16 protein-coding genes are annotated in these 11,726 nt (G+C 58.6%); 11 read left to right on the top strand and 5 right to left on the bottom strand.

The genetic code is table 11. From position 1 onward, the window contains the following. Positions 1-13: 13 nt before the first annotated feature. A complete protein-coding gene (locus P0D68_RS18755) occupies positions 14-709 on the top strand; it encodes a glycine zipper 2TM domain-containing protein (RefSeq protein WP_408298832.1) in 696 nt (231 codons plus the stop codon). 150 nt (positions 710-859) lie between these two features. After that, the gene (locus tag P0D68_RS18750; protein WP_091801288.1) at positions 860-1,171 is read left to right on the top strand and encodes a hypothetical protein; all 312 of its coding nucleotides are present in this window, start codon (positions 860-862) and stop codon (positions 1,169-1,171) included. A gap of 258 nt (positions 1,172-1,429) precedes the next feature. Here P0D68_RS18750 and P0D68_RS18745 read toward each other — a convergent pair whose 3' ends face one another. Continuing rightward, positions 1,430-2,221 carry a metallophosphoesterase gene (locus P0D68_RS18745; RefSeq protein WP_408185023.1) on the bottom strand — a complete coding sequence of 264 codons (792 nt, stop codon included), beginning with the start codon at positions 2,219-2,221 and terminating at the stop codon, positions 1,430-1,432. Between the two features lie 693 nt (positions 2,222-2,914). Here P0D68_RS18745 and P0D68_RS18740 point away from each other — a divergent pair. The 6 genes from P0D68_RS18740 (at position 2,915) to P0D68_RS18715 (ending at position 5,452) form a co-directional block, all read left to right on the top strand. Beyond that, positions 2,915-3,139, top strand: a complete 225-nt coding sequence (locus P0D68_RS18740) for a hypothetical protein (RefSeq protein WP_408298829.1) — start codon at positions 2,915-2,917, stop codon at positions 3,137-3,139. 340 nt (positions 3,140-3,479) lie between these two features. Next, on the top strand, positions 3,480-3,797 hold the full coding sequence (locus P0D68_RS18735; protein ID WP_091801279.1) for an ArsR/SmtB family transcription factor: 318 nt from the start codon (positions 3,480-3,482) through the stop codon (positions 3,795-3,797). A gap of 15 nt (positions 3,798-3,812) precedes the next feature. Beyond that, the gene (locus tag P0D68_RS18730; protein WP_408298827.1) at positions 3,813-4,247 is read left to right on the top strand and encodes a YeeE/YedE family protein; all 435 of its coding nucleotides are present in this window, start codon (positions 3,813-3,815) and stop codon (positions 4,245-4,247) included. A gap of 1 nt (position 4,248) precedes the next feature. Further along, on the top strand, positions 4,249-4,680 hold the full coding sequence (locus tag P0D68_RS18725; protein WP_408298825.1) for a DUF6691 family protein: 432 nt from the start codon (positions 4,249-4,251) through the stop codon (positions 4,678-4,680). Positions 4,681-4,749: 69 nt separating this feature from the next. Beyond that, positions 4,750-4,893, top strand: coding sequence for a hypothetical protein (locus P0D68_RS18720; RefSeq protein WP_286162069.1), 144 nt, complete (start codon positions 4,750-4,752; stop codon positions 4,891-4,893). A 37-nt stretch (positions 4,894-4,930) separates the two neighbouring features. Continuing rightward, positions 4,931-5,452 (top strand): aspartate carbamoyltransferase, encoded by a 522-nt coding sequence (locus P0D68_RS18715; protein WP_408298823.1) that lies wholly within the window; start codon positions 4,931-4,933, stop codon positions 5,450-5,452. A gap of 75 nt (positions 5,453-5,527) precedes the next feature. Here the strand turns inward: P0D68_RS18715 and P0D68_RS18710 are convergent, their stop codons facing one another. Together P0D68_RS18710 and P0D68_RS18705 are read right to left on the bottom strand one after the other, a co-directional pair. After that, positions 5,528-5,875: a carboxymuconolactone decarboxylase family protein gene (locus P0D68_RS18710; RefSeq protein WP_408298821.1), complete on the bottom strand. Its 348-nt coding sequence runs from the start codon at positions 5,873-5,875 to the stop codon at positions 5,528-5,530. A 67-nt stretch (positions 5,876-5,942) separates the two neighbouring features. After that, entirely contained in the window at positions 5,943-6,461 is a 519-nt protein-coding gene (locus P0D68_RS18705) for a hypothetical protein (protein ID WP_091801263.1), read from the bottom strand. A gap of 267 nt (positions 6,462-6,728) precedes the next feature. Between P0D68_RS18705 and arsD the strand changes: the two genes are divergently transcribed. The 3 genes from arsD to P0D68_RS18690 all read left to right on the top strand — a co-directional run bounded on the left by arsD (position 6,729) and on the right by P0D68_RS18690 (position 10,064). Next, positions 6,729-7,097, top strand: a complete 369-nt coding sequence (gene arsD / locus P0D68_RS18700; protein ID WP_408298819.1) for an arsenite efflux transporter metallochaperone ArsD — start codon at positions 6,729-6,731, stop codon at positions 7,095-7,097. A 13-nt stretch (positions 7,098-7,110) separates the two neighbouring features. Further along, positions 7,111-8,886, top strand: coding sequence for an arsenical pump-driving ATPase (arsA, locus tag P0D68_RS18695; RefSeq protein WP_408298817.1), 1,776 nt, complete (start codon positions 7,111-7,113; stop codon positions 8,884-8,886). Positions 8,887-9,098: 212 nt separating this feature from the next. Further along, positions 9,099-10,064 (top strand): cation diffusion facilitator family transporter, encoded by a 966-nt coding sequence (locus P0D68_RS18690; RefSeq protein WP_408299010.1) that lies wholly within the window; start codon positions 9,099-9,101, stop codon positions 10,062-10,064. A 56-nt stretch (positions 10,065-10,120) separates the two neighbouring features. Here the strand turns inward: P0D68_RS18690 and P0D68_RS18685 are convergent, their stop codons facing one another. Further along, positions 10,121-10,990 carry an ADP-polyphosphate phosphotransferase gene (locus tag P0D68_RS18685; protein WP_408298815.1) on the bottom strand — a complete coding sequence of 290 codons (870 nt, stop codon included), beginning with the start codon at positions 10,988-10,990 and terminating at the stop codon, positions 10,121-10,123. A 108-nt stretch (positions 10,991-11,098) separates the two neighbouring features. Then, a complete protein-coding gene (locus tag P0D68_RS18680; RefSeq protein WP_408299008.1) occupies positions 11,099-11,578 on the bottom strand; it encodes a CreA family protein in 480 nt (159 codons plus the stop codon). Positions 11,579-11,726: the final 148 nt, after the last annotated feature.

The raw sequence follows: 11,726 nt of genomic DNA, 5'->3' as shown, positions 1-11,726 counted from the left end.
AACGGAGCGCACTATGAACACCAACCTGACTTCCAATCCGCCGCAACGCAGTCGTATTCACCCTCTCGTTGCCGGTGCGGCTGTGGCCGTCATCCTGGCCAGTGCCACAGGAATCGCTGCGATGACCGGCATTCTGCCAACGTCACGGGCAACGACCGCGCCTTCGACGGCGGCAGCACCTGTGGCCGCGCAAATTGCCAGCGCCCCGGCGACGTCGCCGCAACCGGTCGCGGAGCAGCGCGTCACGCATGAGCAGACGCCAGCGCAACCAGGCGTCCATCATCATCGTAGCGCGGCGCCCGAGCAGGCTCCGAGATATGGGAACAACGATGCCTATCAAAACTCGGTACAGCCCGCACCGAGGCCGGTCGCCGTCGACCCGAATGCCGGCGAAGTTGTGGCCATTAACACAGTTCAGGAACCCGAATCAACGACGGGTCTTGGAGCCGTGGGCGGAGCTGTCGCCGGCGGTCTGTTGGGAAACCAGGTTGGAGGAGGGCGCGGTCGCGTGCTGGCAACGATTGCAGGAGCGGTTGGCGGCGGATTGGCGGGCAACGGCATCGAGCATGCGGTGCGCAAGGCGACGAACTACCAGGTGCAGGTGAGAATGCAGGACGGCAGCTACCGGAATTTCAATTACTCGACGCAGCCTTCGGTCCAGGTGGGTGAGCGCGTCCATGTTTCCGGAGACTCGCTAAGCGTGTCGTAATCATGGTTGTAACCGGCAGTTTTCGCAGCGGGTTACTGCCGGTTACAGAACTGACACTTCGGACGCACCTGCGTCCGCGCGCCTCTCTAAAATCCGCGTTGTTCGCCATTGCCTGGTATTCGCCAGAAGCCGGCGATACAGGAGATCTCCATGAAACGCGTTACCCTTTTTCTGGCGGCGGGACTCTGCGCCGCGTGCGCATCCAGCGCGGCTCTCGCACATGCGGATATCGGCGTGTTTCTCGGTGTGCCGGGTCCCGTCTATGCCGCACCTCCCCCGGTCGTCTATGAGGCTCCGCCGCCAGTGGTCTATGAAGCACCGCCGCCAGTGGTCTACGCCCCGGCACCGGTCTATGGCTATGGATACCGCTATGAAGGGGGCTACGGCGACGAACGCAGGTGGCATGACCACGGCCGCCACCGCGGATGGGAGCACCATCACCGCGGCGACGATGACGATTGATTTGCGGGTGGCTGCGCGCAGATGCGCGACTGAACGCTCGCGAAAATAGTGCGAAGCGCGTCACCTTGAAGGGTCATCCTTTGGACGTGACATCAACCGCCTTCGAACCACTCCAGATGGCGAGAAAGTGCTGCCTTTAAAGGCGGTTGGCAAGTCGGGACTCAGTCGGTTCCATGATCAGATGCCCTGTACCGTCGTCATATCGATAAGCGAAGGCGGTTGCTGCCAAGCCGGCGCCGCTGCCGCAGTCGCGGTGAATCATAATTCCACCACCTTGGTCGAGCAAAACGCCGGATTTTCCCACGTAAGGTCACTGTATGACCTGGCGTTGCCGAGGTTGGCCGGATATCCACGCGGATTCGCAACGACCCGCGACGCACCGTGGTGGTAATCGAACGAATCGTGCACGTGGCCGTGAATCCATAAATTCGCCTGGCCAAGCAGGTTGCGTAGATCGCTGAGAAAGCCAGGATTGATTGGGTGATCCAGAAAGCGCGGGTGAATCGAATCGGGTGACACGCCGTGATGAGTCACCACGACTGTCTTTCCTGGAAACGGGATGCTCAATTGGCGCGTCAGCCAGTCGACCGCGCCTTTGTGTTCGATAAAAGCGTGTTCCGGGCTGAAGCGTTCGGTATCAGTAAGCCAGATCGCCGAATGGTCCGACATGTGGGCGCGTGCGTAATCCATACTCGAATCACGCGTGCTGTAGAGCTCGTAGTCGGTCCACAGGCAGGCTCCGAGAAACCGTACGCCGCCGATAACGACAGATTGACGCTCAAGATATCTGACCTGTGTGCCAGCCGACCTGACTCGAAGCGCCTCTACGACCGAAGCATAAGGTAATCCAAATGCTTCATGATTCCCCGAAACATAGACAACCGGCACCGGCCAGTGCTCAAAGTAGTCGACAGCGTGCGTGCCACAATGAACATCGCCAGCAAGGACAAGAACATCCGCGTCGGTTGCGACTTGAAGCGGTAAGTCATTGAAGCCTCTGTTTTTTTCGAGGACGTCCAGATGGAGGTCCGATGCAATCTGTACACGCATTTAATTCAGAGAAAGCATTTTGTCCGCGGCTCATCGATCGACACGTAAAACATTTCCGGAACAGTCATTCAGAATGCCGCTACGCAGATGGATTCAGCGCCGTTGACGATTGATGGTGGTTGAACGGAGATCTCCCTCCCCGCAACAAGCCGGGCCGCTTCGAACGAAAACTCCGATTACCTATGGACGAAAGGTATCTCTCGCCACGCCAGCGAGCTTAATGTGAAGAATGACTAGCGGCCGTTGCGGGCATGTCAGCGAAATCAATGCTCGATGTGAGGACGTGCCTGTGAGGGTCACGTCATTACGCACAAGGCCAACACGAAACGCTCTTCGCGCCATACGCTTGATCACCAGGAGCGCGCCCACTATCAGGGCGACTGCCGACAGCCGAAACAAGGATGTCACGAATAGCTTTTCAGGGGCATGCGCCACGAGTAGCGCCGCCAGTCGGACCGCGAAAATTTAGATACCGGTTTCATCGAGATGAATCGAATTGCGCTGAATCTAGCATATCGACCTGAAGGAAAACTTAAGCACCCGAAAAATGAAGAATGGATCGCGCCGGGCTATTATCCGATTGACTTTTCGATTCCCGAATATTTCTTTCGATAGATATCAAGTAACAAATCATGGCGCCGTTATCTGCATCGAGCACGAATGGTCGTGCTCACATTCGTCCTCAGGTGAACCATGACAATTTCCTCCATCGCGAATCCTCAGATCAGCGCGCAATATCCGACGCCGCAAAAGGCGCCCAAGGGTGGTGAAGCTGGTGAAGTCGGACCCGACCTCGACGGCGACGCTGATGACGGTGGCCGGAAGGCTAGCCCGGCGGTTGCAGCACCATCGGGCGCCGCGCCGAGTGTCAACTCCAGCGGTCAGACGGTAGGCACCCTCATCAACATAAAGGCCTGACGGCGTCAGCGCGGTCGACATGGGCGGCGCGGGGGCATGATCGACCAGGTGGCGCCTGCGATGAATGGCGCACGACTTGGCGAGGCCATCAGGAGCGTCGACCTGCCTGCCCGTGTCATGCCAAAGCAAAAATCTACGACCCGTTGACGCGACTGAGGAAAGCGGCGAGGTGATCAGCGACATGGTTGCCGTTCACATTCCGATGAAGAACTCTCCGTCTTCACGAAACAGTTGGTCGAACTGTGCGCTGCATCCCGACCATCCTGAGATAGCGATCATTCTTCTCACAAATAATATATAGTTTGATATATTATCAATGTGCAAATTATAGGACGGTGAGATGCGGAAGAAGTCCGCCCCAATCGATCTGTCGGTAATGCAGGCATCGGCGGAGAAAGCGTGTGGTCTCCTGAAGGTGCTGGCCAATCCCGACAGGTTGCTGTTGATGTGCCAGTTGTCCCAAGGCGAGTTGTGCGTGAGTGACCTGGAAGAGCAGTTAGGCATACGTCAGCCCACACTCTCACAACAACTTGGGGTGCTTCGGGATAACGAGCTCGTTGAGACGCGGCGGGAGGGAAAGAGCATCTTTTATTCCATCGCGAGCAAGGAAGCGATTGCGGTCATGACCGTGCTGTACGACCAGTTTTGCGCCCAATGAAGGTGAGGAGAGGTCATGTCGATTGATATCGCGAGTTTTACGCCGGGCTTGTCATTGACTGGCGGCCTGGTGATCGGCGCCGCGGCTGCCGTGCTTGTTTTATTCAACGGACGTATAGCTGGCATCAGCGGCATCCTCGGTGGGCTGCTTGGCACGCCACACAAAGATGCCGGGTGGCGGGTCGCTTTTCTTGCCGGGTTGATTGGAGCACCGGCGCTGGCAAGCCTGCTTGGAAACCCGGTAGCGCCTGATATCCAGGCCGGGTGGACCGAAATACTCATTGCGGGTTTTCTCGTCGGCATAGGCACGCGTTACGCGAGCGGTTGCACGAGCGGCCATGGTGTCTGCGGCATCTCGCGCGGCTCTATCCGTTCGCTGGTCGCGACGGCAACATTCATGGCAAGCGGTTTTATGACCGTGTTCGTGACAAGGCATCTGCCTGGAGGTTGAAATGGGTTTGCTCGCTGCTTTAATTTCCGGCCTTCTGTTTGGAGTCGGCCTGATGGTGTCGGGCATGGCTAATCCGGCGAAGGTGCTGGGATTTCTCGATATCGCGGGACGATGGGATCCCTCTCTCGCATTCGTGATGGCCGGCGCGATAGCCATCGGCTCTATCGCATTCCTGTTTGCAAAAGGCCGCAGGAAATCCCTGCTGGGGCTGCCCATGCAGATTCCGGCCAGTACCAACGTGACGTTGAGACTTGTGCTGGGAAGTGCGGTATTCGGCATCGGCTGGGGGCTCGCGGGATTTTGCCCGGGACCCGCGCTGGTCGCACTGGGCGCTGGCTTTCCGAAAGCATGGGGTTTTGTGGCCGCAATGCTCGGTGGCATGGCTGTGTTCGAATTCTTCGAACGCGCGAAATTGAGTCGGCAGCAGGGCTGACACGCTGCGCACGGATTGGTGAGCCGTTCGCGCAATTCCCGCGCTTATAGGGGCAGAGGAATGGACCGCATGGCTGCAGTCAGTATGCTACCGGGAGCTGTTGTCGGCCTGATTCTGGCGCTGACGGATGCTGGCGACGCTATCGTGGCAGTACCCATGCTGCTCTTTGTTCTTGACATGATTGTGGCCGGCACGAGAGGGGATTGGGTGTAATCGGCTATCACTGTCTACTACGCAGGAGTCTCATTCAATGAAGCCGGGCACATTATTTACTGCGCTTATCGTGATGGCAGGCCTGGGCGCGGCGGTTGAATCGTTCGCGGCGGACGCTGAACGTCAGGCCGAGGTCGCGCAGCGAGGTGCGGAGGTCATGCCGTTCAGCCTCAAGGCCACAACTCACATCTTCACCAAATCGGACGATGGGGGGAGCCAGCAGGTAATCGCGAAAAACCAGTCTGATAGCCGCCAAATTCGGCTGATTCGCAAGCATCTTCGTGAAATCCAGACGCAGTTTCAGCGTGGTGACTTTTCGGCGCCCGCCCGGACCCACGGAGCTGACATGCCCGGGTTGGCGCAACTCAGGGCGGCAAAGCCTGGCCAGATATCGATTGCGTACAAGGACATTAGAGGTGGAGGCGAGCTCACCTATCGCAGCAATGAGCCGAATCTGGTGTCGTCACTTCACGCATGGTTCGACGCGCAACTGTCGGACCACGGTGCTGATGCGATGGATGGGCATATGCATCATCATGCGGACATGGCGCCGCAGTAAGTCCCACGTTACGACGCTTTGTCGGGGAACTGAATTGCGCAACGGAAACCGGCAGAAATCCGGCTACGTTGATAGTCAGGGCGAAAGCTCCTCAAAGGCTCTCAACGCATGGGTGGCATACATCATTGATGGGCCGCCTCCCATATAGACCGCAGTGCCGAGCACGTCTTCCAGCTCGGCCCTTGTCGTGCCCAGCTTCACCAGCGTCTGGACGTGAAAGCCGATGCAGTCGTCACAACGACAGGCAATCGCAATCCCTAACGCGACCAGCTCCCGCGTCTTTCGGTTCAGTGCCCCGTCTTTTGTCCCGGCCGCAGCGAGTTGGCCGAATGCGGTCATCAAGTCAGGCTGCGATGCGCGCATCGCTCGCATCTGAACCGATACCGCGCCTGTCAGGTCTTTGTAGCTGGAGATACCGCTCATGTCCGCTCCTGTAGTTGGCGGGCTCTTATGGCTGGGAGGTCGGCCGTAACCCATTGTTCAGCCATGTCTACTTTGTACTGGCGGGCGGTGGCCCGCCCCGGTATTGCTGCTGCAACATCATGTTGTTCATCATCTCCTGCTGCATCTGCAGGTATTGGTCAGTCATGTATTGACGCTGCCGCAGTTGCTCGGGCGTCAGGCGGGAGTAGTAGCCGCCCATATGCGCCCAGCCTCCCATCATTCCGGGCCCGGCGCCCCCCATCATTCCCGGGCCCATTCCATGACCCATCATCCCCGGGCCCCACATTCCGTGCATGATTGTCATCGCACTTTGCATTGTGGCCCAGTGCTGTTCTAGCAGCTTCTGGCGTTCCTGAGGGTCTTGAGTTTTGCGAATCTGGTCCATCTGCGCCTGCATTGTCTTCATTTGCTCCTGGAGCTGGGCGAGATTCTTATCGAACTCCACAGCACCCGGAGGCTGCGTTTTTGAAGTGCTGTGCGGTGCGTCTGTGTCTTTGGATGCAGCTTGCAGGACCGGGGATGTCAACGCGATACCGGCGGCCATCGCAACAAAGAGCTTCTTCATATCTCACCCTTGTAGATGTGCCACGTGACGACAGGGCATGTGTTGTCATCGTGCATTACAAGGGTATATGTCAGGGCCGACCTTCCCTTGACGCTCGTCAATGAGGCAGCTGGAGTCGATTCGCAAATGGTCGGATTCTCCATGTGTGAAAAATGCCGCTCCATCGTCTGTGACTTGACCGAGGTCAATGACGCCTCCTTCGGAGGGACGAGCATGACGAAGTGGAGGCGGCCGCGGTCTGGCCGACAGGCAGGATTCGTGGGAGCAATGATGAGCAAACTTGATGTGTTCGAGCCGGCTATGTGCTGCGCGACCGGCGTCTGCGGCGTGGACGTGGACCCGGCGCTGGTTCAGTTCAGCGCCGACCTTCAGTGGCTGGCTGAGCACGGTGTCGAAGTCGTTCGGCACGGCCTCGGACACGATGCGGCAGCCTTTGCGGCAAATCCTGAGGTGATACGGGAGCTGCATGCGGGTATGGACCGTCTGCCCATTGCCACGGTGGATGGCCGGATTATCTCCGCCGGTGTGTATCCGTCACGAACTCAACTGATTCAGAAACTGGGGCTCAAGATTCCCGCCGCCGAAAAGCCACACATCAAGGCTGGAGCTTGCGCTTGCAAGCCCGGCGAATGTTAACCGGCGCACCGATATGACACTTCCTGCCGTTACAACTCGCCATCTCTTTTTCACCGGCAAGGGCGGCGTCGGCAAAACGTCGCTCGCCTGCGCAACGGCGCTGCAACTGGCTGAAAAGGGTAAGGCCGTGCTGCTTGTCAGCACCGACCCGGCTTCGAATCTCGACGAGGTGCTCGAGACTCAACTCTGTGGGCAGCCGACCCCGGTCAACGGGTTCCCCAACCTCCATGCGTTGAATATCGACCCCGAGCTCGCTGCGGCTGCCTACCGCGAGCGAATGGTTGCTCCCTATCGAGAGGTGTTGCCCGACGCGGCAATTCGCAGCATGGAGGAGCAGTTTTCTGGTGGCTGCACGGTCGAGATAGCGGCATTCGATGCGTTTGCCGAACTGCTGGGCGGTAGTATCACCGCGAAGGCGTATGACCACGTCATCTTCGACACTGCCCCGACAGGGCACACCTTGCGTTTGCTCACGCTGCCGTCGGCCTGGAGTAACTTCCTGTCGACTAACACAACCGGCAATTCGTGCTTGGGCCCGTTGGCAGGCCTCGAGCAAAACAGGCAACTATACGCCGCCGCCGTTGCCCAATTGACCGATCACGACCGCACCACCGTGGTCCTCGTGGCGAGGCCGGAGGCGTCCGCATTCCGTGAGGCGGAGCGAACCCGTGTCGAACTGGCCGACCTGGGGGTTCGAAACCTGGTGCTCGCGGTCAACGGTGTATTCAAGGCGGTCTCTACTGACGATGACATTGCTTGTGCGATGGAAGAACAGCAGGCTGCAGCCGTAAAGGCAATGCCACCGGGTCTCGCCGTACTTCCGCGAAGCGAAACGGGTTTTATTCCCAAGGGACTGGTTGGACTGGCCGCGTTAGACGCGTATTTGCACCCGGCGCGGATTGCCACGCCCAGCGTCGATGTCCGTCCTGGCGTGGAATTGCCTGGCGGCCTTCTGCCGCTCATTGACGAACTCGAGAAGGCGGGGCATGGCCTTGTCATGACGATGGGCAAGGGCGGCGTCGGCAAGACGACCGTGGCTGCGGCGATAGCGCTTGAACTGGCGCAGCGCGGCCATGCAGTTCTGCTTTCCACCACAGACCCGGCCGCGCACGTAGCATGGACGCTCCAGGAATCCCTTCCAGGCCTGAGTGTCAGTCGCATCGACCCGGAACTGGAGGTTAGCCGCTATCGCGCTGAGGTTCTCGCCAAGGCTGGGACTCAACTCGATGCGCAAGGTAAGGCGATGCTTGAGGAGGACCTGCGGTCGCCGTGCACCGAGGAGATAGCGGTTTTTCGCGCATTCGCGCGGACGGTGGACGAGGCCCGGAACGCTTTCGTGATACTCGACACCGCCCCAACCGGACACACCATTCTGCTCATGGATTCAGCAGAGGCCTATCATCGCGAAGTCATGCGTACGCAAGGCGATATGCCCGAAGCGGTTCGTCAGCTTCTGCCGCGGCTTAGAGACCCGCAGTTCACGCACGTGCTTATCGTGACGCTCGCAGAGGCGACGCCAGTTCATGAAGCAGAACGACTGCAAGCCGACCTGCGTCGGGCACAGATTGAGCCATACGCCTGGGTCATTGACCAGAGTCTGCTCGCAAGCGGAACCCACGATCCGGCCCTCGCCGAGCGAGGGCGCTACGAAATGCCATTCATCGCGCGCGTTATGGAGCACGATTCGAAGCGGGCCGCTTTGTTGCCGTGGCAGGCGCGTCCACCCGTCGGGCTACGAGGGTTGGAAGAGTTGGTCCGCGGCCACCAGATAGAGCAGAAAAGCGCTTAGCGAGGGCGCGCCGTGCGTGCGCAAAAGCGAGCGTGGTAGCGTTCCGCACTCGTACCTATGGCGGCACGAATTGCCCTTCATTGTGGATTGGTTTTTGTGGACGCGGCCAGCCGGACATCGCAGTCGAGCTCCAAAAAACAACCGCCAAAACTCTGGCGGTCAAACAAGGTGGGCGTTCATCTCACCCGACATCCCACTGCGGCAGGCATGAAATGAAACAGGACACATCCCCGATTTTTCCGGAAGACGAGACCGTAGATGCCTCCGCCAGCGCCGCGGCGGCGTCTCGCAGCACGTGGGTCAGCGTCGCGGTGAATCTCGCCCTGAGCATCGGGCAGGTGATCACGGGCATCCTGTCCCGCTCGCAGGGATTGATCGCCGACGGAATTCATTCGCTGTCGGATCTGATCGCTGATTTCGTCGTGTTGCTTGCCAGTCACCACAGCAGGAAGCCAGTCGACGCGAACCATCCATACGGTCATCAACGTTTCGAGACTGGCGCATCGCTTGCGCTCGCATTGATTCTGCTGCTGGTCGGCGGTGGGATGCTCTGGTCCGCGGTCCTGAAACTCGAACATCCCGAGACGATCCAGTCCGTGCAGCTCGCGGCGCTCTGGGTCGCACTTGCCGCTCTCGTCGCGAAGGAAGGCCTGTTTCGCTACATGCTTGCGGCTGCGACGCGCGTGAAATCGAGCATGCTGGTCGCCAATGCATGGCATGCGCGCTCGGACGCGGCTTCTTCTCTCGTTGTCGCACTGGGCATTGTGGGCAACCTTGCCGGCTATCCGTTGATGGATCCGGTCGCCGCGCTGATCGTCGGCGGCATGGTGGTGAAGATGGGCGGGTCCTTTGGCTGGGATGCATTGCACGACCTGATGGACAGGGCGGCCGATGCCGCGGAGGTGCAGGCCATAACCGAAACGCTGCGCGCGACGCCGGGCATACTCGGCGTACATGATCTGCGCACGCGCAAGATGGGGGACATGATCCTCGTTGATGTGCATCTGGAGATCGATGCCGATTTGTCGGTCGAGCAGGGGCACGACATCGCTGTCGCAGCGCGTGCTTGCGTGATGGCGCGCCACCGCGTGCTCAACGTGATGACCCATGTCGATCCGCGGCGCCTGGGCGTCCCCGTGACCATGACTTCGACGCATCGAGGCGACACGGCGATATAGCGGCGAGCGACGTGGAGCGTCGATTTCAAGTCTCGACTTCGCTCATTTCCCATTCCTTATTTTTCAAGCTCCGCGCGAATTGACTGCAATTCCTTTCTACGTTCGGCGTTCGCCTTTGGATAGGTCATTTCGAGTTCCTCAAGCGTCTCAAGTACGATTCTCGACACGATCAGCCTCGCGTTCTCCTTGTCGTCAGCTGGCACGATGTACCAGGGAGCCCGCTGGGTACTCGTTGCATTGAAGCATTCCTCATAGGCCTTCATATACTGTTTCCAGTACTTCCGCTCCTCGACATCCGCAACACTGAATTTCCAGTTTTTCTCAGGGTCGTCTATACGCTGCAGAAAGCGTTTGCGCTGCTCTTCCTTGGAGATGTGAAGGTAAAACTTGACGATTCGCGTGCCATTTCCGCAGAGGTGCAACTCCAGATCCTGGATTGAACGATAGCGGTCATGCCACACGGTCTTCTCATCAAGCAGTGCATCTGGAAGGCCCTCGTTATGGAGAATCTCGGGATGGACGCGTGCGATCAACACTTCCTCGTAGTACGACCGGTTGAAGATGCCGATTCGACCGCGCTCTGGCAGATCGCGGGTGGTGCGCCACAGAAAGTCATGCTGCAACTCAGTGGGGCTGGGATGTTTGAAGCTGAATACCTGACAACCCTGCGGGTTCACGCCAGACATGACATGCTTGATGGCGCCGTCCTTACCGGCCGCGTCCATCGCCTGGAAGATCAGCAAAATCGCATACCGATTGCTCGCATAAAGCAACTGCTGTAAAGCACTCAGGCGGCCGACATGCTCACCGAGCAATTGCTGATAGTGATCTCGTGACTTGTACACGGGATCCACTTTTGTCGGCCATTTTTCGAGCTTGACCCTTCCACCTTCCGGGACACGAAACTCTCGCGAGTTGATCTCCATGTTGATCCTCGTAACCGCTCAATTCCATTGAAATTGTAGCCAGGGGACGCTGGCGTCATTACGGCAGTCGTGGCCGCGAGACAGGGGATAGAAGGCGCGATAGCTTATCTATCTGGTGGGCATCCGGGGGCCTGGCGGCAACCTGATCACGTAGATGCGGCCCGGCAGATCCCCTGCAACCTCGCTTTCAGAGTAGGTGAAGTAGACAAGTGAGTGCCGCTCGGTGTCCAGCACGCGGATGATATGGAGCGAGTCGAAACTTGGGTCTGTTTCGGTCGTGAATACCTGCGCTTGCCTGGGAACAGCTTCGGCAACCCGGATGTTGCCTGTCTGATGGCAGGATGCCGTCAGATCAGCCCCATGACTGATCCGTCCACTTCCCAGCGCGCCATCGGAATGCGACTCTGACACATAGCATGTCACGCCTTTCACGAGAGGATCGTCGTAAGCCGAAATGGCGATGTGGGAGCCATATCGCTGGCTATGTGTTTCAATCGTCGCCAGCTCTTTGGCTATCACTGCAGTGGTAGACGAAAATATCAGTAGTGCGCCCAGGATGCTTGCCCGCCCTGAAACCAGCTTGATCATCATCCACCTCCGGGTATTCGGTAGTCAGATCGTCGATCGCGCAACGTCGCAGCGATGGATAGCTGATTCAGGCTATTTCACCGGGAATTCAGCTACTTGACGCAGGTCAACGCCTGCGCGTTCACCTGGCGCCATTCTGAAAGTGGGT

This window comes from Paraburkholderia sp. RL17-380-BIE-A, from assembly GCF_046028085.1.
GTDB lineage: Bacteria > Pseudomonadota > Gammaproteobacteria > Burkholderiales > Burkholderiaceae > Paraburkholderia.
The sequence above is the reverse complement of the archived record's forward strand: the minus strand, read 5'-3'. Positions and strand labels throughout refer to the sequence as shown.

Bases quoted from the DNA above. Each gene is read 5' to 3' on its own strand.
- arsA (WP_408298817.1), top strand. From the start codon at position 7,111: ATGACACTTCCTGCCGTTACAACTCGCCATCTCTTTTTCACCGGCAAG.
- P0D68_RS18730 (WP_408298827.1), top strand. From the start codon at position 3,813: ATGTCGATTGATATCGCGAGTTTTACGCCGGGCTTGTCATTGACTGGC.
- P0D68_RS18685 (WP_408298815.1), bottom strand. From the start codon at position 10,990: ATGGAGATCAACTCGCGAGAGTTTCGTGTCCCGGAAGGTGGAAGGGTC.
- P0D68_RS18725 (WP_408298825.1), top strand. From the start codon at position 4,249: ATGGGTTTGCTCGCTGCTTTAATTTCCGGCCTTCTGTTTGGAGTCGGC.
- P0D68_RS18690 (WP_408299010.1), top strand. From the start codon at position 9,099: ATGAAACAGGACACATCCCCGATTTTTCCGGAAGACGAGACCGTAGAT.
- arsD (WP_408298819.1), top strand. From the start codon at position 6,729: ATGATGAGCAAACTTGATGTGTTCGAGCCGGCTATGTGCTGCGCGACC.
- P0D68_RS18680 (WP_408299008.1), bottom strand. From the start codon at position 11,578: ATGATCAAGCTGGTTTCAGGGCGGGCAAGCATCCTGGGCGCACTACTG.
- P0D68_RS18740 (WP_408298829.1), top strand. From the start codon at position 2,915: ATGACAATTTCCTCCATCGCGAATCCTCAGATCAGCGCGCAATATCCG.
- P0D68_RS18735 (WP_091801279.1), top strand. From the start codon at position 3,480: ATGCGGAAGAAGTCCGCCCCAATCGATCTGTCGGTAATGCAGGCATCG.
- P0D68_RS18745 (WP_408185023.1), bottom strand. From the start codon at position 2,221: ATGCGTGTACAGATTGCATCGGACCTCCATCTGGACGTCCTCGAAAAA.
- P0D68_RS18715 (WP_408298823.1), top strand. From the start codon at position 4,931: ATGAAGCCGGGCACATTATTTACTGCGCTTATCGTGATGGCAGGCCTG.
- P0D68_RS18720 (WP_286162069.1), top strand. From the start codon at position 4,750: ATGGCTGCAGTCAGTATGCTACCGGGAGCTGTTGTCGGCCTGATTCTG.
- P0D68_RS18755 (WP_408298832.1), top strand. From the start codon at position 14: ATGAACACCAACCTGACTTCCAATCCGCCGCAACGCAGTCGTATTCAC.
- P0D68_RS18750 (WP_091801288.1), top strand. From the start codon at position 860: ATGAAACGCGTTACCCTTTTTCTGGCGGCGGGACTCTGCGCCGCGTGC.
- P0D68_RS18705 (WP_091801263.1), bottom strand. From the start codon at position 6,461: ATGAAGAAGCTCTTTGTTGCGATGGCCGCCGGTATCGCGTTGACATCC.
- P0D68_RS18710 (WP_408298821.1), bottom strand. From the start codon at position 5,875: ATGAGCGGTATCTCCAGCTACAAAGACCTGACAGGCGCGGTATCGGTT.